Origin of the sequence: Pseudomonas aeruginosa (genome assembly GCF_001457615.1) — a bacterium.
Taxonomy (GTDB): Bacteria; Pseudomonadota; Gammaproteobacteria; order Pseudomonadales; family Pseudomonadaceae; genus Pseudomonas; species Pseudomonas aeruginosa.
The window spans coordinates 3,663,273-3,682,492 of the sequence record NZ_LN831024.1; the positions used below are offsets into that span (position 1 = coordinate 3,663,273).

Here is a 19,220-nt window from a genome sequence, read left to right on the forward strand (position 1 = left end):
ATTCGTCGCGCGAGGCTTTCTCTATAGTGCGCGCCGACTCCAGCCGAACCGACCCGCCATGCCCGCGCCTCTCTCTCCTCTCATCGTCCGGATGCGCCACGCCATCGAAGGCTGCCGGCCGATCCAGATCCGCGGGCGGGTCACCCAGGTCACCGGAACCCTGCTCAAGGCCGTGGTGCCCGGCGTGCGCATCGGCGAACTCTGCCAGTTGCGCAATCCCGACCAGAGCCTGGCGCTGCTCGCCGAGGTCATCGGCTTCCAGCAGCACCAGGCGCTGCTCACCCCGCTCGGCGAGATGCTCGGGGTTTCCTCCAACACCGAAGTCAGCCCTACCGGCGGCATGCATCGCGTGGCGGTCGGCGAGCACCTGCTCGGGCAGGTGCTCGACGGCCTCGGCCGCCCCTTCGACGGCAGCCCGCCGGCCGAGCCGGCGGCCTGGTATCCGGTCTACCGGGATGCCCCGCCGCCGATGAGCCGGCGCCTGATAGAGCGGCCGCTATCGCTGGGTGTGCGCGCCATCGACGGCCTGCTGACCTGCGGCGAAGGCCAGCGCATGGGCATTTTCGCTGCCGCCGGCGGCGGCAAGAGCACCCTGCTGGCCAGCCTGGTGCGCAATGCCGAGGTGGATGTGACGGTACTCGCCCTGGTCGGCGAACGCGGTCGCGAAGTCCGCGAGTTCATCGAAAGCGACCTCGGCGAACAGGGGCTGCGCCGCTCGGTGCTGGTGGTCGCCACCTCCGACCGACCGGCGATGGAACGCGCCAAGGCCGGTTTCGTCGCCACCAGCATCGCCGAGTATTTCCGCGATCAGGGTCGCCGCGTCCTGCTGCTGATGGACTCGCTGACCCGCTTCGCCAGGGCCCAGCGCGAAATCGGCCTGGCGGCCGGTGAACCGCCCACCCGCCGCGGCTATCCGCCATCGGTGTTCGCCGCGCTGCCACGCTTGATGGAGCGTGCCGGGCAATCCGAGCGGGGCTCGATCACCGCGCTCTACACCGTGCTGGTGGAAGGCGACGACATGAGCGAGCCGGTGGCCGACGAGACCCGCTCGATTCTCGACGGGCACATCGTGCTGTCGCGCAAGCTGGCCGCCGCCAACCACTATCCGGCCATCGACGTGCTGCACTCGGTGAGCCGGGTCATGAACCAGATCGTCGACGACGATCAGCGCCATGCGGCCGGACGCTTGCGCGAATGGCTGGCGAAGTACGAGGAAGTCGAGTTGCTGCTGAAGATCGGCGAATACCAGAAAGGCCAGGACAGCGAAGCCGACCAGGCCATCGAGAAGATCGGGGCGATCCGCCAGTGGCTGCGCCAGGGTACCCACGAAACCAGCGATTACGCACAGGCCTGCGCGCAGTTGCGGAGCCTCTGCGCATGAGCCTGGCGCTGCTGTTGCGCGTCCGACGCCTGCGCCTGGACCGGGCCGAGCGCGCCCAGGGCCGCCAATTGCTACGGGTTCGCGCCGCGGCGCAGGAACACACCGAGCGCCAGGCGGCGCAACGGGACTACCGCGACTGGCGACTGGCCGAAGAGCAACGGCTGTTTCTCGCCTGCCAGGCGGCCATGCTCGACCGCCGGCGCCTGGAAGCCTGGCAGCAGCAGGTAGGACTGCTGCGGGAAAAGGAAGCCGGCCTGGAACAGGACTGCGCCGAGACCGCGCAGCACCTCGAAGGGGAGCGCGAGCGCCTGCGGCAGTGCCGGCGAGAACTGCTGGAACGCCAGCGGCAACTGGAGAAGTTCGCCGAACTGGAGCGCCACGTCGACGCCGAGCGCCAGGGGCTGCGCGAACGCAGCGAGGAAGGCGAACTGGAAGAATTCACCCGCCACGAGACCTGGCCATGCTCAAGCTGAACGCCGTGGATACGGCTCCGCTCGTGTCGTCCGACACCCCTGCCCCCCTTCCGCCGCTGCGCGCGCAGCAGATCGCCTTCGAACAGGCCCTGCCCGCGCACCGACCGCCGGCGCCCAGGCCACCGTTCGACAAGGGCGACGAAACGACAGAGGCCGAAGAGCCCGCCGCGACAGCCGACGCGCCGACCTCGACGCCTCTCGCCGACCAGCCCGCGGCGCCTGCCGCCGACCGGCCGCCGACCACTCGGCAAGCCCCCGTGCCAGTTGCCGCGGACGCAACGCCAACGCCAACGCCAACGCCAACGCCAACGCCAACGCCAACGCCAACGCCAACGCCAACAGTGTCGCCGTCCGGATCGGTAGCACGGCAAGCGCCGGCGGTCTCCGCGCGCGTCGCGGCGTCCACGCAAGCCCGGGAGCCGGCCAGCGTTTCGGCGCCTCCGGTCGACGAACCGCCGCTGGTGCCGGTGTCCTCCCACCCGCAAATCGCAGGTCGGACGCATGAGCGGCCGCAGCCCGGCCCCGGCTTCCCGGCGAAAACCGCAGCCGAGGTCGCGCCCACGGCGCAGGCCAGTGTCCAGGCTTCGCCGCCCGCGCCGACAGCGGGCGGCGAAGGCCGCGGAGAGGAGCGTCGGCAACCCGGAGAAACCGATCCATCCGCACTGCCCCCGACGACCATGCGCCTGTGCCACTGCCTGCCATGCAAACCCCCGGCGACCGCCTGCTGGCACGCCTGCTGGCATCGAGCGGGAGCCGGCCACTGCCGCTGGCCGATCTCGCGCGCCTGCTCGATGCCGTGCAGGCGCGTATCCAGGTCGCCAGCGCAGCCGAAAGCCATGCGGCGCGCCTGCAGGTGCGACTGCCCCAGCTCGGCGCCGTGGAGGTGCAGGTCCTGCATGGCCATGGCCAGTTGCAGGTCGAGATCAGTGCCAGCCCCGGCAGCCTGGCGTTTCTCCAGCAAGCCCGTGGCGAGTTGCTCGAACGCCTGCAACGGCTGCATCCGGAACAACCGGTGCAACTCACCTTCAACCAGCAGCAGGACAGCGGCCAGCGCTCGCGGCAACGTCGCTACCTGCATGAAGAGTGGCAAGCCGAATGAACGGTACGGACCTCGACCTGCCGCTCGCCAGCCGCGCCGAACTGGATCTCCAGCGACGTCTCGCGCGTTGCCGTCGCCACTATGTCGGCAACGCTTTGCAAGCGCGCCTGGACATCGCCCAGGCCGCCCCCGACGTCGATCTCGAACTGAGCCTGGCGTGGGACGGCCTGCCCCTGCGCTTTCTCTGCCAGGCTCCGGCGCTGGCCCACTGGCTCGCGCCGAACCTGCAGGAGGCAGCCTTCGCCAGCCTGCCGGCGGCACTGCAACTGGCCTTGCTGGAGCGCGAAGGCAACGTCTTTCCCGGCCTGGTCTGGTACGGCCTGAGCCCGGCGCAACCACGCGCTGCGATGGGCCTGCGTCTGAGCCTGGAACGCGACGACCAGCGCCTGGCGCTCTGGCTCGACGGCGATCCCGCGACGCTGCTGGCACGCCTGCCGCCGCGCCCCTCGACGCAACGCCTGGCCATACCGCTGCGCCTGTCGCTGCAATGGCCCGGCCTGCCGCTGGACGCCAGCGAGCTGCGCACCCTGGAGCCCGGCGACCTGTTGCTGCTGCCTGCCGGTCATCGCCCCGACGCAGCGCTGCTGGGGGTTCTCGAAGGACGCCCCTGGGCGCGCTGCCAACTCCACTCCACGCAACTGGAACTGCTCGACATGCACGACACCCCCTCCCTCGCCGACGGCGAGGACCTGCACGAACTCGACCAACTGCCGATCCCGGTCAGCTTCGAGGTCGGCCGCCGCACCCTGGACCTGCATACCCTCTCCACCCTGCAGCCAGGCTCGCTGCTCGATCTCGACAGTGCCCTGGACGGCGAAGTGCGCATCCTCGCCAACCAGCGCTGCCTCGGTATCGGCGAACTGGTCAGGCTCCAGGATCGGCTCGGGGTGCGCGTAACCCGCCTGTTCGGACACGACGAAGCATGATCCAGTTGCCCGACGAGCTCGGCCTGATCCTCGGCCTGGCCCTGCTCGCGCTGGTCCCGTTCATCGCGGTGATGGCGACCTCCTTCATCAAGATGACCGTGGTCTTCTCGCTGCTGCGCAACGCCCTGGGCGTCCAGCAGATTCCGCCGAACATGGCGATGTACGGGCTGGCGATCATCCTCAGCCTGTACGTGATGGCACCGGTCGGCTTCGCCACCCGCGACTACCTGCGCAACCACGACGTCAGCCTGAGCGACTCGGCATCGGTGGAACGCTTTCTCGACGAGGGCATGGCGCCCTACCGGAACTTCCTCAAGCGGCAGATCCAGGAGCGCGAACACACCTTCTTCATGGAAAGCACCCGCCAGGTCTGGCCCAGCGAATACGCCGAGCGGCTCGACCCGGACAGCCTGCTGATCCTGCTGCCGGCCTTCACCGTCAGCGAACTGACCCGTGCCTTCGAGATCGGCTTCCTGATCTACCTACCCTTCATCGCCATCGACCTGATCATCTCCAACATCCTCCTGGCGATGGGCATGATGATGGTGTCGCCGATGACCATTTCCCTGCCGTTCAAGCTGCTCCTGTTCGTCCTCCTCGACGGCTGGGCGCGGCTGACCCACGGCCTGGTCATCAGCTACGGAGGCTGACCATGAGCAGCGCCGACATCCTCCACTTCACCAACCAGACCCTGTGGCTGGTGCTGGTCCTGTCGCTGCCGCCGGTACTGGTCGCGGCCCTGATCGGCACCCTGGTATCGCTGGTCCAGGCGCTCACCCAGATCCAGGAGCAGACCCTCGGCTTCGTCGCCAAGCTGGTGGCCGTGGTGGTGGTACTGTTCGCCACCAGCGGCTGGCTGGGCGGCGAGCTGTACCGTTTCGCCGAAATGACCCTGCTGAAGGTGCCGCTGGTGCGATGAGCGTCCAGGACCTGCAGCAACTGCTGCTGACCTACAGCCTGCTGCTGCCGCGGATCATCAGTTGCTTCGTGGTCCTGCCGGTGCTGGCCAAGCAAACCCTGGGCGGCGGCCTGGTGCGCAACGGCGTGGCCTGCTCGCTGGCGCTGTTCGCCTACCCGATCGTCGCCGGCAGCCTGCCGCCGGCCCTCGACGCGCTGGACATCGCCCTGCTGATCGGCAAGGAAGTGCTGCTCGGCCTGCTCATCGGCTTCGTCGCCACCATTCCCTTCTGGGCCATGGAAGCGACCGGCTTCATCATCGACAACCAGCGTGGCGCGGCACTCGCCTCGACCTTCAACCCCAGCCTGGGCAGCCAGACCAGCCCCACCGGGCTGTTGCTGACGCAGACGCTGATCACCCTGTTCTTCTCCGGCGGCGCCTTCCTCGCGCTGGTCGGCTCGCTGTTCAGGAGCTATGCCAGTTGGCCGGTGAGCAGTTTCTTCCCGCAGCTCGGCAGCCAATGGGTGGCATTCTTCTACGCGCAGTTCTCGCAGATGCTGATGCTCTGCGCGCTGTTCGCCGCGCCGCTGCTGATCGCCATGTTCCTCGCCGAGTTCGGCCTGGCGCTGGTCAGCCGCTTCGCCCCGTCGCTGAACGTGTTCATCCTCGCCATGCCGATCAAGAGCCTGGTGGCCAGCCTGCTGCTGGTGCTCTACCTGGGCATCCTCATGGAGCACGCCTACGATGCCCTGCTGCTCGCCGTCGACCCGCTGCGCCTGCTGCGTCCCGTGCTGGAGACGCCATGAGCGCCGAGAAGACCGAGCAGCCCACGGCGAAGAAGCTGCGCGACGCCCGCCGGCAAGGCCAGGTGGTGAAGAGCAAGGAAATTGTCTCCAGCGCGTTGATCCTGTCGCTGGTGGCGCTGCTGATGGGCTTTTCCGACTACTACCTGGAGCATCTCGGCAAGCTGCTCCTGCTGCCCGCCGAGTACATCGACCTGCCGTTTCGCCAGGCGCTGGAGACCATCCTGGAGAACCTTCTCCAGGAGCTCCTCTACCTGCTGGCGCCGGTCCTGCTGGTCGCGGCGCTGGTGGTGGTGCTCAGCCATGTCGGCCAGTACGGTTTCCTGCTCAGCCTCGACAGCGTCAAACCGGACCTGAAGAAGATCAACCCGGTGGAGGGCGCGAAGAAGATCTTCTCGATCCGGAGCCTGGTGGAGTTCCTCAAGTCGACCCTGAAGGTCGCCCTGCTCTCCCTGCTGGTCTGGCTGACCTTGCAGGGCAACCTGGCCAGCCTCCTGCGGATTCCCGCCTGCGGGCTGGACTGCGTGGCACCGGTGAGCGGGCTGATGCTCAGGCAACTGATGCTGGTCTGCGCGGTCGGCTTCCTGGCGATTGCCGTCGCCGACTACGCCTTCGAACGCCACCAGCACTACAAGCAGTTGCGCATGAGCAAGGACGAAGTGAAGCGCGAGTACAAGGAGATGGAGGGCAGTCCGGAGATCAAGAGCAAGCGCCGGCAATTCCATCAGGAACTGCAATCGAGCAACCTGCGCGCGGATGTCCGGCGCTCCTCGGTGATCGTCGCCAACCCGACCCACGTCGCCATCGGCATACGCTATCGACGCGGCGAAACGCCCCTGCCGCTGGTCACCCTGAAGCACACCGACGCCCTGGCCCTGAGGGTCCGGCGCATCGCCGAGGAAGAAGGAATCCCGGTGCTGCAACGAATTCCGCTGGCACGGGCGCTGCTGCGCGACGGCAATGTCGACCAGTACATACCGGCGGACCTGATCCAGGCCACCGCCGAAGTCCTGCGCTGGCTGGAAAGCCAGCAGACGGATACGCCCTGATCGCTATCGGGCAGGGCGGCCGCCTCGGCACCGGCGACGAAAGACGCTGCGACCTGGCGCCGAAAAAAAGGGACCCGAAGGCCCCTTTCACATGCTTGCTACGGGTCAGTCCTTGTCCGGGATCCCGTGTACCACGCCCGCGGTATTCTCCAGCAGGCTCTTGGTCGCGGTCTGGATGAACGACTCCAGCTTCTTCTGCAGCTCGGCCTGGTCCGGCACGTCCTTGGTGATCACCGCCTTGGCATCGCCGCCCAGTTGATAATCGTAGACGCGCACGTCACCGTCCTTCGGCCGCACCAGGATGCGGTTGCCGGAGACGATGGCGACGTTCTGCTCGCTGCCCGACGGCTTGATCACGCCGAAGCCCTTGTCGCCTTCCGGCAGGTTCAGCAGGTCGCGGCCCCAGCACTGGTGGACGGTCTCGCCGCCGAGCAGGCCCATGATGGTCGGCACGATGTCGACCTGGGTACCGACGGTCGGCAGGTGGGTACCGAACTTCTCCTGGATGCCGGGGGCGATCAGCAGCAGCGGCACGTTGAAGCGGTGCAGGTCCATCTCGGTGAGCTGCTCGGGGCTGCCGAAGCCATGGTCGCCGACCACCACGAAAAGGGTGTCCTTGTAGTACGGCGACTTCTTCGCCTTCTCGAAGAACTGGCCCAGCGCCCAGTCGGAATAGCGCATGGCGGTCAGGTGCTCGTCGAGCGAACCGTAGCCGGTCACGCGCTCCACCGGCAGGTCCTTCGGCAACGCATAGGGCACGTGGTTGGAGAGGCTCTGCAACAGCGCATAGAACGGCTTGCCGGTGCTCGCCAGCTTGTCCAGTTCCTCGTTGCCACGGGCGAACATGTCCTGGTCGGAGACGCCCCAGGTCGGATCGGAGAACACCGGGTCGACATAGTCGTTGCGGCCGATGAAGGTGGTCATGCCCTGGTTGCTGAAGAAGCCGGACTGGTTGTCCCAGGCGAAATCGCCGTTGTAGACGTAGACGTCCTCGTACTGGCGGGCGCTGAGCAACTGCGGCAGGCCGGAGAACTTGTGGCCGCCCTCCGGGGTTTGCATCAGGTATTCGAAGCCCGGCAGGTTGGGGAAGCAGGCCATGGTGGCGAACATGCCCTGGTGGGTATGGGTGCCGTTGGAGAAGAACTGGGTGAACAGCAGGCCTTCCTTCGACAGCTTGTCGAAATACGGCGTGATGTTGCCCGGCGCGCCCAGGGCGCCGACATAGTGGCCGGCGAAGCTTTCCAGCAGGACCACCACCACGTTGCGGATCGGCAGGGTATTCGCCGCCGGCGGGGTGAACTCGCGGCGCACCGCGGCCTCATCGGCGTCCACCAGCTTGTCGTTGGGGGTCAGCAACATCTGCCGGGTGGTCTCCAGGGCGACCTTGTCGTCCAGGGTGGCCTTCCAGATGTTCGCGCGGTCTTCGGAGAAGCGCTCCTTGGCCGCCTTGACCAGGGTCAGGGTGCCGTTCAGGCCCAACTGGTTGGCGAACATGGACTCGGTGGTGAAGGCATCGCCCCAGCGCAGCGGCGGGCCCTGGCGCAGGGTGCCGCGGGCGGCGAGGACGCAGACCAGCACGCAGAGGAACAGCACCACGCCGCGCACGTACCAGGGCGCGGCAGCGCTCGGCCGGGCGATCACGCTGTCTTCGCGCGGCTTGCGCTGGCTCGGGCGGGTCGCCAGGTCGATGGCCTTGAACACCCGGTACAGCACCCAGGTGGCGAAGGCCCAGGCCAGCAGGTAGCGGACCACCGGGAAGCCGTACCAGAGCATGCTCATGACGGTCTTCGGGTCTTCCGACATGTACTGGAAGACCAGGCTGTTCAGGCGCTGGTGGAACTCGCGGTAGAAGTCCAGTTCGAGTACGCCGAGGAACAGGGTGATGCTGGCGAACAGCGTCAACCATGTACGGAACAGGCCGCGAGCGGCCATCGCGCGTACCGCGAACAACGACAGCACCAGCGGCGCCACGGCATAGACGACGACCCGCAGGTCGAAACGCACGCCGTTGCCGAACGCCTCGAGGAAGGTACTCGCCGGGGTCGCGCCGATCAGTTCGCGGTTGTAGATCAGCAAGGCCAGGCGCAGCAGGCTGAACATGACCAGCAGCACCAGCGCGCTGAGCGCGGTGAACGCCAGGTGGCTGCGGATGGTGGGCTGGAACAGCCGTGGGGGCGATTGGGTGGTTCGGACTTCCGTTTGGTCCATGTTTACAATTCGCTCTTCTGTCGTTCGATTTCGAGAATGCGGTCCCGCCCCTGCTCGGCCAGCAGGTAGCGGCCGGGCCCGATGGGCAGTAGGGACTGTGCGGAACGCAGGCGCCGTACGATCACCTGCAGCGGCCCGTCGGGCGGCAGCAGCAAGGCTCGCGCGTTATGCGTCGAGTCCTCGGTGATCCACAGGCCTTCGCTGTCGCACAGCAAAAAGCTCGGTGCATTCAGTCCGTTCAGCACCACCTCGTCCTCGGCCCCCTCATGCAGACGCATGACGTGGCCACGTTTCTTTTCCGTGTAGAAGACGCTTCCGTCCGGGCAGGCGGCCACCCCTTCGGAGCGCTGCAATCCCTCGCGCAGTACCGTCAGTCCGCCGGTCTCCGGGTCGTAGCGGAGAATCCGCCCGTCCAGGTCGCGATCCTCGGCGGCGTACAGGTAGCGGCCGTCGCTGGCGACGCCCTCCACCTGGATGCCGTCGAACAGCGGCCGGGCCTGCTGGGCATGCCACCAGAACACCGGCGAGGCGCCCTGCTCCTGGCTGATCGCGATGCCGTCGCGGAAGCTGGCCATGCCGTCGGGCTTGGACAGCCCGTCGAGCACCGTATCGCGGCTGCCATCGGCGGCGATGCGGAACACCAGGCCCTTGCCGTCCTGCAACTCCTGGCTCACGTAGAGCAGGCCGTCCGGGTCGCGGGCCAGGGCGCTGACGTGGGGAATGTCCTCGAGCACTACCCGGTAGGTCCAGCCGGATACGGTGGCTGCCGGGGCGAAACGCTGCCAGCCGAGGAAGGCCAGGGCGATGAAGAGGACGCTACCGAGCAGGCAGGAGACTACTACGCCGCTCTGGCGCAATCGTTTGGTCAGCATTCGATGCACTCAAGGACAAAACTGCCATTTATAGCCATGGCAACGGAAAAAAGCGCGCAGATTTTCCCGGATCGATTGTGAAAAAAATGTTAGCTGGCAGTAACAGGGGATGTCGGAGCGACGCATGAAAAAGGGCCTTGCGGCCCTTCTTGGTGAAGCGTCAGTCGTTGTCCTGCTTGCCGATGGCCTGCAGCACGTACTGCGGCAGAGCAAACGCGCCCAGGTGGATATCGGCGTTGTAGTAGCGGGTGGCGATGCCGCTGTCGCGGAAGCGCTGGCGCAGCGTTTCCAGCGGAAGGCGACGCAGGCCTTCGCGGGTCGAACCCCAGGCGAAGGTCATGGCGCCGCCGATATAGGTCGGCACCGCCGCCTGGTAGAAATGCCAGTCGGCGAACAGCCCGTCGGTACGTGCGGCGGTGGTGCGCACTTCCTCCAGTTGCATGAACGGCGTGCCGTTCTGGGTGACCAGGATGCCACCCTCGTTCAGGCAGCGCCGGCAGGCCTGGTAGAAGTTCTCGGAGAACAGCACCTCGCCAGGGCCGATCGGGTCGGTGGAGTCGGAGATGATCACGTCGAAGCGTTCTTCCGTGGTAGCCACGAAGCGCATGCCGTCGTCGATCACCAGGTTCAGCCGCGGGTCGTCGAAGGCGCCCTGGGAGTGGTTGGGCAGGAACTCCTTGCACATGTCGACCACGGTGCCGTCGATCTCGACCATGGTGATCCGCTCGACGCTCTTGTGCTTGGCCACCTCGCGCAGCATGCCACCGTCGCCGCCGCCGATGATCAGCACGCGCCGGGCCGCGCCGTGGGCGAGGATCGGCACGTGGGTGAGCATCTCGTGGTAGATGAACTCGTCGGCCTCGGTGGTCTGGATCACTCCATCGAGCGCCATCACCCGGCCCATCCGGGCGTTTTCGAAAATCACCAGGTGCTGGTGCTCGGTGCGCACCTCATGCAGCATGTTGTCGATGCTGAAGCGCTGGCCGTAGCCCTGGTACAGAGTTTCCTGATAATCGCTCATGGGCCGGGATCTCCCTGGTAAGGCTGCAATCTGGCAGCGGGACTTGCCCGCGCCGCGAAGAAAGGCGCGCATTCTACGCTGGCGGCAATGACAGGTCGAACCCCGCCGGCGGATGGCGCCGGCTGCGCCGGACAGGTATCGTCTGCCCATGAGCCAGCCTACCTCTCCCCTCGTCCTGCACCTGCCCTACCAGTCACCCTGGGAATGGCGCCAGTTCCACCAGCATTTCGCCCTGCGCCTGCTCGCCGGTGTCGAAAGCCTGGGTGACGACCACTATGCCCGCAGCTTCCGGGCCAACGGTCGCCCGGCCTGGTTCGAGGTGCGACCGCTGGCGGAACGCCAGGTCCTGGCGCTGAGCCTCAGCCCGTCCGCCCATGCCCTGGCCGCCGAACTCGAGGCACGGGTCCGCCGGATGTTCGACCTGGACAGCGACCCGGCCGCCATCGCCCGGCATTTCGCCGGGGATCCCCTGCTCGGCCCGCTGGTGGCCGCCAATCCGGGACTGCGCCTGCCGGTGGCCTTCGATCCCTTCGAACAGGCGGTGCGCGCCATCGTCGGCCAGCAGGTCACGGTGAAGGCCGCGGTGACCATCACCGGGCGCCTGATCCAGCGCCTCGGCGAGCCGCTGGAAGATCTCGGCTACGACGGCATCAGCCACCTGTTCCCGACGCCCGCCGCGCTGGCGCAAGCCAACCTCGACGGCATCGGCATGCCCGGCAAGCGGGTACAGACGCTGCAACGCTTCGCCGCGGCGATCGCCTCGGGAGAGCTGAGCCTGGACCTGGCGGACGGCCCCGAGGCCCTGGTGGAGCGCCTCTGCGCGTTGCCCGGCATCGGCCCCTGGACCGCCGAATACATAGCCCTGCGTGCCATGGGCGAAGCCGACGCCTTCCCCGCCGCCGACCTCGGCCTGCTGAAATCCACGGTCTGGGGGCCGCAAGGCATCGATGCGCGCAGCCTGAAGGCCCGCGCCGAGGCCTGGCGGCCTTGGCGCGCCTACGCCGCGATCCACCTGTGGCACCACTACGCCGCAGGCGGCTAACGCCGCGGCGGGAGGCTACAGCCTGACGTTGCCGCGCGGGCCGGCGATGGCCCAGATGATCAGGCCGAGCACCGGCAGGACGATGATCACCAGGACCCAGATGATCTTCATCCCGGTTTCCGCAGCGCTTTTCAGGATGTTGACGATGGCCCAGATATCCAGGGCCAGGATGACCAGGCTGATCAGCCCGCTGAGGGTGGAACCCATGGCGCGATGCTCCCGAGCAAGAGTGTTCCCTCAGGATAGCCGGCGCGTTCACTCCACGAGGATGTCGGCGAAGCTGGCCACCGTCGGATGGCCGTCCAGGCTGCCGCCTTCGCGGGCCAGGCCGAGCGTGCGCATGCCCGCGTCGCGCGCGGCATCCAGTTCCTGCACCACGTCGGAAAGGAAAAGGATTTCCGCGGCCGGCAGGCCGATGGCCCCGGCGATCCGCGCATAGGAGGCGCTTTCCCGCTTCGGCCCGCTGGTAGTGTCGAAGTAGCCGGAAAACAGCGAGCCCAGGTCGCCGGCCTCGGAACAGCCGAAGATCAGCTTCTGCGCCTGGATCGAGCCGGAGGAATAGACGTACAGGTCCAGCCCACGGGCCTTCCACTCGCGCAGCGCCTGCACCGCGTCCGGGTAGACGTGGCCTTTCAACTGACCGTCGCGGTAGCCCTGGGCCCAGACCATGCCTTGCAGGGCCTTCAGCGGCGTCGCCTTGCGGTCCTCGGCGATCCATTGCAGGAGGATCGCGATCACCCGCTCGACATCGGCGTCCGCCTCACCGCTCTCGGCACGCACCGCCGCCAACTGTGCGGCTACCTCGGTCTCTCCGGCGTGTTCGCGGACGAAGTCCGGCAGGTGCCGGGCGGCATAGGGAAACAGCACGTCGAAAACGAAGCTGACCGCGCTGGTGGTGCCTTCGATGTCGGTGAGAATGGCTTTGATGGTCATGCGGACTCCGGATGAAACCGCCCCCGGCAGGACCGGGGGCGCGGATGGTGACGGATGGGACGGTGCCTCGCTCAGTCTTCCAGCAGGGGGAAGCGGCTGGCGATGTCGTCGCCGGTGAACTGGGCGACCCAGCCCTCCGGGTTGTTGAACAGGCGCACGGCGACGAAATGCGGGTGCTCGCCCATGTCGAACCAGTGGCGGGTGCCGGCCGGCACCGAGATCAGGTCGTTGCGCTCGCAGAGCACGGCGTAGACATGCTCCTCGATATGCAGGACGAACAGGCCGCGCCCGGCGACGAAGAAGCGCACCTCGTCTTCGCCATGGCGGTGCTCGTCGAGGAACTTGGCGCGCAATTCGGCCTTCTGCGGGTGGTCGCTGTTCAGGCTGACCACGTCCACGGTGATGTAGCCGCGCTCGCGCTTGAGCCGCTCGATCTCGTGGGCGTAGGCGGCGATCACCTCGTCCTGGCTGGCGCCGGCGGCGATCGGCGCGGCGGCTTCCCAGCGTTCGAAACGGACGCCGACCTCGGCCAGGGTCGAAGCGATGTCCTCGGCATGGGTCAGCAGCTTCAGCGGCTGCTCCGGCTGGTTCTCGTGATAGACGGTAAGGCTGCTCATCGGCTCAGACTCAGTACTTTCAGTTCACACTCGAACAGAAACTCGAAAGCTTCCACCTGACGCAGGGCATCGCTCATGCGCGCGCCCCAAGTGTACAGCCCGTGGCCGCGGATCAAATACCCCGGGCAGTGCGGATGCGCCTCCAGCCAGGGCTGCACGCGGCTGGCCAGGCGGGCGATGTCCTGGTCGTTGTCGAAGATCGGCACCTCGACCTGGCCTTCGTGGGTGGTGACCCCGGCGAAGGCCTTCTGCAGTTCGTAGTCCTGCAGCACCAGGCGGTCGCCGCGGACCAGGCGGGAAAGCACGGTGGCATTCACCGAGTGGGTATGCAGCACCGCGCCGATCGCCGGGTTCCAGGCATACAGCTGGGTGTGCAGGAGGGTCTCCGCCGAGGGTTTCTTGCCCGGTTCCAGGCTGTTGCCGGCCAGGTCGGTGGCCAGCACGTCGTCGAAGCCCAACTGGCCCTTGTGCTTGCCCGAGACGGTGAGCAGCGCGCGCTGTTCGTCCAGGCGCGCGGAGTAGTTGCTGCTGGTTGCCGGCGACCAGCCGCGGCCGTAGAGGAACCGGCCGGCGTCGATGATCTGCTGGGTCAGCTGTTCACGGTTGTCGTTCATGCCCGCACCTCTTGCAAACGGGTACTGATGATAGCGGCTGCCAGCAAGGCTGCCAGGCTGGCGATGGCGAAGGTCCAGGCAGGGCCCAGGCTGTTCCAGCTATAGCCGGAATACAGCGCGCCCAGGGCTCCACCGGTACCGGCCAGCGCAGCATACAGGGCCTGGCCCTGGCCCTGCTGGCGCGGGCCGAAGCTACGTTGCACGAAATGGATGGCAGCCGCATGAAAACTGCCGAAGGTGGCGGCATGCAGCGTCTGGGCAAAGACCAGCAGCGCCAGGCTGTCGGCCAGGTTGCCGAGAAGCAGCCAGCGCAGCGACGCCAGCAGGAAGCTCGCGGCCAGCACCTGGCGCAGGCTGAAGCGTTGCAGCAGGCGTGGCATGGCGAGGAACAACATGACCTCGGCGACCACCCCCAGCGCCCAGAGCAGACCGATCAGCGCCCGGCTGTAGCCCAGCGATTCCAGGTGCAGGGTCAGGAAGGTGTAGTACGGCCCATGGGACAGCTGCATCAGGCACACGCACAGGTAGAACGCCAGCACGCCCGGCTGGCGCAACTGGGCGAGGAAGCCGCCCTCGCCTTCGCGCGGTTCGCGATGGGCCGGCTGGGCATTGGGCACCCACCAGCTGCACAGCACGATGCCGAGCATGATACCCAGCAGCGTCGCCGGGTAGACATCCAGGCTCAGGCGCTCGAACAGCGCGCCGAGACCGACCACGGTGCAGATGAAACCGATCGAGCCCCACAGGCGAATCCGGCTGTAGCTGGCGCTGCGCTCGCGCAGGTGGGCCAGGGTGATGACCTCGAACTGCGGCAGCACGGCGTGCCAGAAGAACGCGTGCAACGCCATCACCAAGGCCAGCCAGGCGTAGCTGTGGCTGACGAAGATCAGCGAGAAGCCCAGCGCCGTGCATACCGCGCCGAAGCGCACGATGGCCAGGCGCTGGCCGCTGCGGTCGCCCAGCCAGCCCCACAGGTTGGGCGCGACGCAACGCATCAGCATGGGAATCGCCACCAGCTCGCCGATGCGCGGGCTGGGGAAGCCCAGGTGATGGAAATACAGGGCGAGGAACGGCGCCGTGGCGCCGAGCAGGCTGAAATAGAAGAAATAGAAGCTGGACAGGCGCCAGTAGGGAACCGCGCTGGTCACGATCCGCCGTTCACCCGTCCCGCATCGCTGCCTGCCACAGCCCTCACAGCTGCGGCAGGACCGGCGTGTCGACGCGCACGTCGGCGTTCTGCCCACGCTGGCGCAGCAACTGGTCGAGCAGGACGATGGCCATCATCGCCTCGGCGATCGGCGTGGCGCGGATGCCGACGCACGGGTCGTGACGGCCCTTGGTGATCATGTCCACCGGCTCGCCGGCGGTATCGATCGAGCGCCCGGGAGTGGTGATGCTGGAGGTCGGCTTCAGCGCCAGGTGGGCGACGATCGGCTGGCCGGAGGAGATCCCGCCGAGGATGCCGCCGGCATTGTTCGACAGGAAGCCTTGCGGGGTCAGTTCGTCGCGGTGCTCGGTGCCGCGCTGGGCGATGCTGGCGAAGCCGGCGCCGATCTCCACGCCCTTCACCGCGTTGATGCTCATCAGCGCATGCGCCAGTTCGGCGTCCAGGCGGTCGAAGATCGGCTCGCCCAGGCCCGGCGGCACGCCTTCGGCAACCACGGTGATCTTCGCCCCGACCGAATCCTGGTCGCGGCGCAATTGGTCCATGTAGGCCTCCAGCTCCGGCACCTTGTCCGGGTCGGGGCTGAAGAAGGCATTCTGCTCGACGCTGTCCCAGCTCCTGAACGGAATCTCGATCGGCCCGAGCTGGCTCATGTAGCCGCGCACCTGGATGCCCAGGCCCGCCAGGTATTTCTTGGCGATAGCCCCGGCGGCCACACGCATGGCGGTCTCGCGCGCCGAGGAACGGCCGCCGCCGCGGTAGTCGCGCACGCCGTACTTGTGGTGGTAGGTGTAGTCGGCATGGGCCGGGCGGAACAGGTCCTTGATCGCCGAGTAGTCCTTGGACTTCTGGTCGGTGTTGCGGATCAGCAGGCCGATCGGCGTGCCGGTGGTCTTGCCCTCGAACACCCCGGAAAGAATCTCCACCTCGTCGGCTTCCTGGCGCTGGGTGGTGTGCCGGCTGGTGCCGGGCTTGCGCCGGTCGAGGTCGCGTTGCAGGTCCCGGGCGGACAGTTCCAGCCCCGGGGGGCACCCATCGACGATGGCGACCAGCGCCGGGCCGTGGCTTTCGCCTGCGGTGGTGACGGTGAAGAGCTTGCCGTAGGTGTTGCCGGACATGCGAGGCTCCGCGTGAGGACGAGAGGGAAAGACATCGGAGTATACCCGTCAAGGACGGGCCTGCGAACCTTCCCCGGAGGACGCGATCAAAGCGCTATCATCGGCCCATGAAGACCTCCATGCCGCGCGCCCTCCTCGCCCTGTTCTGCCTGCTCGCCAGCCTGGCCCACGCCGCTCCCAACAGCATCCTGCACCGCCCCTACGACCTGGACACCGGGCACGGCGTGCTGCGCGGCTCCTTGCTGCTGCCGCGCAGCGCCGTGCCGCCGCCGGTGGTCCTGCTGGTCGCCGGCTCCGGTCCCACCGATCGCGACGGCAACAACCCCTTCGGCGGCAACAACCGCTACCTGTTGCGTCTCGCCGAGGCCCTGGCCGAACGCGGAATCGCCAGCGTGCGCTACGACAAGCGGGGAGTCGCCCGCAGCCTGGCGGCGGCGCCGCGCGAGGAAGACCTCAGCGTCGGCGTCTATGTCGACGACGTGGTCGCCTGGAGCGAGCGGCTGGCCCGCGACCCGCGCTTCTCCCGGCTGATCCTGGTCGGCCATAGCGAAGGCGCGCTGATCGCCAGCCTGGCGGCGCCTCGCACGCCGGCCGAGGAATTGATCGCCATCGCCGGCAGCGGCCAACCCATCGACCGGGTGTTGCGCGAGCAACTGCGCGGTCGCCTGCCGCCGGCGCAACTGCGCCAGGCCGACTCGGTGCTGGCTTCGCTGAAGGCCGGCGAGACCCGCGGCGATATCCCGCCGGCGCTCGCCAACCTGCTCCGCCCCAGCGTGCAGCCGTACCTGATCTCGCTGTTCCGCGAAGACCCGGCCCGCGCGTTCGGCCGCCTGCGCATCCCGACCCTGATCGTCCAGGGCCGCAATGACATCCAGGTCGGCGTCGCCGACGCCGAGGCGCTCCAGCGAGCCAAGCCCGACTCGCAACTGGTGCTCATCGACGGCATGAACCACATCCTGCGGATCGCCCCGAGCACCGGTCTCCAGCAGCTTTCCGCCTACAACGACCCGAACCTGCCGCTGGCCCGGCAACTGGTCGAGGCGGTCAGCCGCTTCATCCTGCGCGGCGCAGAGGCGGAAAAAGGCCGCTGAGCCGCTACAGAAATCGCTTCCCGCGCCGACAAGTTCTGAAAGCCGGCCCGTGAAGGCGGCCGGCCAGAGGATGTCCGATGATCGATAGCGATACCCAACCGGCCGCAGAAGAAGCCGAGAAGAAACCGCCGCACCCCTGGGCCGAACTGGCGCCGGAGCATTTCCGCCTGCTCCGCCTGGCGCCACTGCCCACCGACCGCGCGACCGGCGCCCGCCCCCTGCGCTTCGTCCAGCTCGGCAGGGTCGAACGGCACAGCGCGGACCAGAGCCTGCTGCGCCTGAGCATCCAGGTGCCAGGCCTGATGCTGCGCAAGGAGCAGAACCTGCTGGAGGTCTGGGCCGATCATCGCAACAAGGAAGTGCGTTTCGGTTCGGACGCCGGGCTCAGCCTGGAACCCTTGAACCGCGGGCTGGGCCGTTTCCTGCTGGCCCAGGCGATCGCCTGGGCGCAACGACGCTGGGCCCACTACAAGGTGGAAGGCGGCGCACTGGCGCTGAAGGATGGCCTGACCGAAGACGCACGCCTGCGCCGCGACCATTTCATCCGCGCCCAGGGCTTCGACGTCAGCTATGAGGACCAGCGGTTGCTCAAGGCCCGCTACAGCGCCGGCCGGGTCAGTGAGCTGCACAGCGATTGGCACAAGGACAAGGTGCAGATCGTGCCGCTGCTGGACGCCGCGGCGATGCTGGAACAGGCCGAGCAGACCCTGCAGGCCCAGGATGCGGAGATCCGCCAACTGGAACAGCGCATCAACCACTACCGCCGCGACGACACCAGCCTGCGCTTCACCATCGCCTGCCTGACCGCCTTCGCGGTGTTCCAGGCCGGCCTGCTGATCTGGATCGCCACTCACTGAACCGGCGGCACCAGCCGCCTCCGATCACTTTTCCAAGCGCGAACGGAACAGTTCCCGGTGCTCGCGGCACTGCGCGGCGGACAGCATGAACACCCCGTGGCCGCCGTGCTCGAACTCCAGCCAGGTGAAGTCCACTTCCGGATACAGCGCCTGCACATGGACCTCGCTGTTGCCCACCTCGACGATCAGCAGGCCTTTCTCGCTGAGGTGGTCGGCCGCCTCGGCGAGCATCCGTCGCACCAGGTCCAGGCCGTCGTCGCCGCAGGCCAGGCCGAGTTCAGGCTCATGATGGAACTCCGCCGGCATGTCGGCGAAATCCTCGGCATCCACGTAGGGCGGATTGGACACGATCAGGTCGAAGCGCTGGCCGGGAAGCCCGGCGAAACCGTCGCCCTGGACGGTGTAGACCCGCTCGCCGAGGTCGTGGCGCTCGATATTGACGTTGGCCACCTCCAGCGCATCGAAGGACAGGTCGGCGAGCACCACCTCCGCCTGCTCGAACGCATAGGCGCAGGCGATGCCGATGCAGCCGGAACCGGTGCAGAGGTCGAGGATTCGCGCCGGCTCGGCCGGCAGCCAGGGCGCGAAGCGCTGTTCGATAAGTTCGGCGATAGGCGAGCGCGGCACCAGCACGCGTTCGTCGACGCTGAAGGGAATCCCGCAGAACCAGGCTTCGCCCAGCAGGTAGGCCGCCGGAATCCGTTCCTCGATGCGCCGCCGGAGGATCTCCGCCAACTCGGCGCGTTCATCGTCTTCCAGGCGACAATCCAGGTAGCTGTCAGAAATTTCCCAGGGAAGGTGCAGGGAGCCCAGAACCAGGTGGCGCGCCTCGTCCCAGGCATTGTCGGTGCCGTGACCGAAGAACAGGCCGGCGGCGTGGAAACGGCTGACAGCCCAGCGGATATAGTCACGCAGGGTGAGCAGACGGGACTCGGACATGACGGAATTGCTCCTCGCAACGCACAAAAGGGCGACATTCTAGCCGATCGCGCCGGAGCTGGCCTCCAGCGCGGGAAGTCCATACCACTTTAGTGCGCATGCGGCAAAGGTTCA

At 67.4% G+C, this 19,220-nt stretch carries 20 protein-coding genes and 1 pseudogene; 11 read left to right on the top strand and 10 right to left on the bottom strand.

Translation table 11 applies throughout. From position 1 onward, the window contains the following. Positions 1-58: 58 nt before the first annotated feature. From pscN to pscU, 8 genes and pseudogenes are all read left to right on the top strand, one after another. On the top strand, positions 59-1,381 hold the full coding sequence (gene pscN, locus AT700_RS16700) for a SctN family type III secretion system ATPase PscN (protein WP_019371912.1): 1,323 nt from the start codon (positions 59-61) through the stop codon (positions 1,379-1,381). Next, a complete protein-coding gene (pscO, locus tag AT700_RS16705; RefSeq protein WP_023088395.1) occupies positions 1,378-1,854 on the top strand; it encodes a type III secretion system central stalk protein PscO in 477 nt (158 codons plus the stop codon). The genes pscN and pscO overlap by 4 nt, the downstream gene beginning before the upstream one ends. Then, positions 1,842-2,953, top strand: a pseudogene (gene pscP, locus AT700_RS30295) (type III secretion system needle length determinant PscP). The gene pscO and the pseudogene pscP overlap by 13 nt, the downstream one beginning before the upstream one ends. Next, entirely contained in the window at positions 2,950-3,879 is a 930-nt protein-coding gene (gene pscQ / locus AT700_RS16715; RefSeq protein ID WP_023088396.1) for a SctQ family type III secretion system cytoplasmic ring protein PscQ, read from the top strand. The pseudogene pscP and the gene pscQ overlap by 4 nt, the downstream one beginning before the upstream one ends. Beyond that, positions 3,876-4,529, top strand: coding sequence for a SctR family type III secretion system export apparatus subunit PscR (pscR, locus tag AT700_RS16720; RefSeq protein ID WP_003087674.1), 654 nt, complete (start codon positions 3,876-3,878; stop codon positions 4,527-4,529). The genes pscQ and pscR overlap by 4 nt, the downstream gene beginning before the upstream one ends. A 2-nt stretch (positions 4,530-4,531) precedes the next feature. Continuing rightward, positions 4,532-4,798, top strand: coding sequence for a SctS family type III secretion system export apparatus subunit PscS (pscS, locus tag AT700_RS16725; protein WP_003087672.1), 267 nt, complete (start codon positions 4,532-4,534; stop codon positions 4,796-4,798). Beyond that, the gene (gene pscT / locus AT700_RS16730; protein ID WP_003103206.1) at positions 4,795-5,583 is read left to right on the top strand and encodes a SctT family type III secretion system export apparatus subunit PscT; all 789 of its coding nucleotides are present in this window, start codon (positions 4,795-4,797) and stop codon (positions 5,581-5,583) included. The genes pscS and pscT overlap by 4 nt, the downstream gene beginning before the upstream one ends. Beyond that, complete coding sequence (pscU, locus tag AT700_RS16735; RefSeq protein WP_003103203.1) at positions 5,580-6,629, top strand: SctU family type III secretion system export apparatus subunit PscU; 1,050 nt, start codon at positions 5,580-5,582, stop codon at positions 6,627-6,629. Before pscT ends, pscU begins: the two co-directional genes overlap by 4 nt. A gap of 105 nt (positions 6,630-6,734) precedes the next feature. On the opposite strand, the gene AT700_RS16740 is transcribed toward pscU, so the two are convergent. The 3 genes from AT700_RS16740 to speE all read right to left on the bottom strand — a co-directional run bounded on the left by AT700_RS16740 (position 6,735) and on the right by speE (position 10,730). Beyond that, positions 6,735-8,837: an LTA synthase family protein gene (locus tag AT700_RS16740; protein WP_003122869.1), complete on the bottom strand. Its 2,103-nt coding sequence runs from the start codon at positions 8,835-8,837 to the stop codon at positions 6,735-6,737. A 2-nt stretch (positions 8,838-8,839) separates the two neighbouring features. Beyond that, a complete protein-coding gene (locus AT700_RS16745; RefSeq protein ID WP_003087664.1) occupies positions 8,840-9,709 on the bottom strand; it encodes a YncE family protein in 870 nt (289 codons plus the stop codon). 160 nt (positions 9,710-9,869) lie between these two features. After that, positions 9,870-10,730 (bottom strand): polyamine aminopropyltransferase, encoded by an 861-nt coding sequence (gene speE, locus AT700_RS16750; RefSeq protein WP_003103196.1) that lies wholly within the window; start codon positions 10,728-10,730, stop codon positions 9,870-9,872. A 148-nt stretch (positions 10,731-10,878) separates the two neighbouring features. On the opposite strand from speE, the gene AT700_RS16755 reads away from it, so the two are divergent. Continuing rightward, the gene (locus AT700_RS16755; protein WP_003103194.1) at positions 10,879-11,772 is read left to right on the top strand and encodes a DNA-3-methyladenine glycosylase family protein; all 894 of its coding nucleotides are present in this window, start codon (positions 10,879-10,881) and stop codon (positions 11,770-11,772) included. Positions 11,773-11,787: 15 nt separating this feature from the next. Here AT700_RS16755 and AT700_RS16760 read toward each other — a convergent pair whose 3' ends face one another. From AT700_RS16760 to aroC, 6 genes are all read right to left on the bottom strand, one after another. Continuing rightward, positions 11,788-11,979: a PLDc N-terminal domain-containing protein gene (locus AT700_RS16760; protein ID WP_003103184.1), complete on the bottom strand. Its 192-nt coding sequence runs from the start codon at positions 11,977-11,979 to the stop codon at positions 11,788-11,790. Positions 11,980-12,027: 48 nt separating this feature from the next. After that, positions 12,028-12,705 carry an acireductone synthase gene (gene mtnC, locus AT700_RS16765; RefSeq protein ID WP_003103183.1) on the bottom strand — a complete coding sequence of 226 codons (678 nt, stop codon included), beginning with the start codon at positions 12,703-12,705 and terminating at the stop codon, positions 12,028-12,030. Positions 12,706-12,776: 71 nt separating this feature from the next. Beyond that, positions 12,777-13,322: a 1,2-dihydroxy-3-keto-5-methylthiopentene dioxygenase gene (locus AT700_RS16770; RefSeq protein WP_003087656.1), complete on the bottom strand. Its 546-nt coding sequence runs from the start codon at positions 13,320-13,322 to the stop codon at positions 12,777-12,779. Further along, complete coding sequence (locus AT700_RS16775; RefSeq protein ID WP_003103182.1) at positions 13,319-13,936, bottom strand: methylthioribulose 1-phosphate dehydratase; 618 nt, start codon at positions 13,934-13,936, stop codon at positions 13,319-13,321. The genes AT700_RS16770 and AT700_RS16775 overlap by 4 nt, the downstream gene beginning before the upstream one ends. Continuing rightward, the gene (locus tag AT700_RS16780) at positions 13,933-15,084 is read right to left on the bottom strand and encodes an MFS transporter (protein WP_003087654.1); all 1,152 of its coding nucleotides are present in this window, start codon (positions 15,082-15,084) and stop codon (positions 13,933-13,935) included. The genes AT700_RS16775 and AT700_RS16780 overlap by 4 nt, the downstream gene beginning before the upstream one ends. Positions 15,085-15,127: 43 nt before the next feature. After that, the gene (gene aroC, locus AT700_RS16785) at positions 15,128-16,219 is read right to left on the bottom strand and encodes a chorismate synthase (protein ID WP_003087653.1); all 1,092 of its coding nucleotides are present in this window, start codon (positions 16,217-16,219) and stop codon (positions 15,128-15,130) included. A 107-nt stretch (positions 16,220-16,326) separates the two neighbouring features. Between aroC and AT700_RS16790 the strand changes: the two genes are divergently transcribed. Together AT700_RS16790 and AT700_RS16795 are read left to right on the top strand one after the other, a co-directional pair. Further along, positions 16,327-17,310, top strand: coding sequence for an alpha/beta hydrolase (locus AT700_RS16790; RefSeq protein ID WP_004349090.1), 984 nt, complete (start codon positions 16,327-16,329; stop codon positions 17,308-17,310). 77 nt (positions 17,311-17,387) lie between these two features. Next, a complete protein-coding gene (locus AT700_RS16795) occupies positions 17,388-18,167 on the top strand; it encodes a hypothetical protein (RefSeq protein WP_003087649.1) in 780 nt (259 codons plus the stop codon). Positions 18,168-18,191: 24 nt separating this feature from the next. On the opposite strand, the gene prmB is transcribed toward AT700_RS16795, so the two are convergent. Next, positions 18,192-19,106: a 50S ribosomal protein L3 N(5)-glutamine methyltransferase gene (gene prmB / locus AT700_RS16800; protein ID WP_003087648.1), complete on the bottom strand. Its 915-nt coding sequence runs from the start codon at positions 19,104-19,106 to the stop codon at positions 18,192-18,194. Positions 19,107-19,220 lie beyond the last annotated feature (114 nt).

Excerpts from the sequence above, each read along its gene's own strand:
- AT700_RS16745 (WP_003087664.1), bottom strand. The coding sequence starts at position 9,709 with ATGCTGACCAAACGATTGCGCCAGAGCGGCGTAGTAGTCTCCTGCCTG.
- AT700_RS16790 (WP_004349090.1), top strand. The coding sequence starts at position 16,327 with ATGAAGACCTCCATGCCGCGCGCCCTCCTCGCCCTGTTCTGCCTGCTC.
- speE (WP_003103196.1), bottom strand. The coding sequence starts at position 10,730 with ATGAGCGATTATCAGGAAACTCTGTACCAGGGCTACGGCCAGCGCTTC.
- pscR (WP_003087674.1), top strand. The coding sequence starts at position 3,876 with ATGATCCAGTTGCCCGACGAGCTCGGCCTGATCCTCGGCCTGGCCCTG.
- AT700_RS16760 (WP_003103184.1), bottom strand. The coding sequence starts at position 11,979 with ATGGGTTCCACCCTCAGCGGGCTGATCAGCCTGGTCATCCTGGCCCTG.
- pscS (WP_003087672.1), top strand. The coding sequence starts at position 4,532 with ATGAGCAGCGCCGACATCCTCCACTTCACCAACCAGACCCTGTGGCTG.
- AT700_RS16795 (WP_003087649.1), top strand. The coding sequence starts at position 17,388 with ATGATCGATAGCGATACCCAACCGGCCGCAGAAGAAGCCGAGAAGAAA.
- pscN (WP_019371912.1), top strand. The coding sequence starts at position 59 with ATGCCCGCGCCTCTCTCTCCTCTCATCGTCCGGATGCGCCACGCCATC.
- prmB (WP_003087648.1), bottom strand. The coding sequence starts at position 19,106 with ATGTCCGAGTCCCGTCTGCTCACCCTGCGTGACTATATCCGCTGGGCT.
- pscQ (WP_023088396.1), top strand. The coding sequence starts at position 2,950 with ATGAACGGTACGGACCTCGACCTGCCGCTCGCCAGCCGCGCCGAACTG.
- pscO (WP_023088395.1), top strand. The coding sequence starts at position 1,378 with ATGAGCCTGGCGCTGCTGTTGCGCGTCCGACGCCTGCGCCTGGACCGG.
- aroC (WP_003087653.1), bottom strand. The coding sequence starts at position 16,219 with ATGTCCGGCAACACCTACGGCAAGCTCTTCACCGTCACCACCGCAGGC.
- AT700_RS16770 (WP_003087656.1), bottom strand. The coding sequence starts at position 13,322 with ATGAGCAGCCTTACCGTCTATCACGAGAACCAGCCGGAGCAGCCGCTG.
- pscU (WP_003103203.1), top strand. The coding sequence starts at position 5,580 with ATGAGCGCCGAGAAGACCGAGCAGCCCACGGCGAAGAAGCTGCGCGAC.
- mtnC (WP_003103183.1), bottom strand. The coding sequence starts at position 12,705 with ATGACCATCAAAGCCATTCTCACCGACATCGAAGGCACCACCAGCGCG.
- pscT (WP_003103206.1), top strand. The coding sequence starts at position 4,795 with ATGAGCGTCCAGGACCTGCAGCAACTGCTGCTGACCTACAGCCTGCTG.
- AT700_RS16740 (WP_003122869.1), bottom strand. The coding sequence starts at position 8,837 with ATGGACCAAACGGAAGTCCGAACCACCCAATCGCCCCCACGGCTGTTC.
- AT700_RS16775 (WP_003103182.1), bottom strand. The coding sequence starts at position 13,936 with ATGAACGACAACCGTGAACAGCTGACCCAGCAGATCATCGACGCCGGC.
- AT700_RS16755 (WP_003103194.1), top strand. The coding sequence starts at position 10,879 with ATGAGCCAGCCTACCTCTCCCCTCGTCCTGCACCTGCCCTACCAGTCA.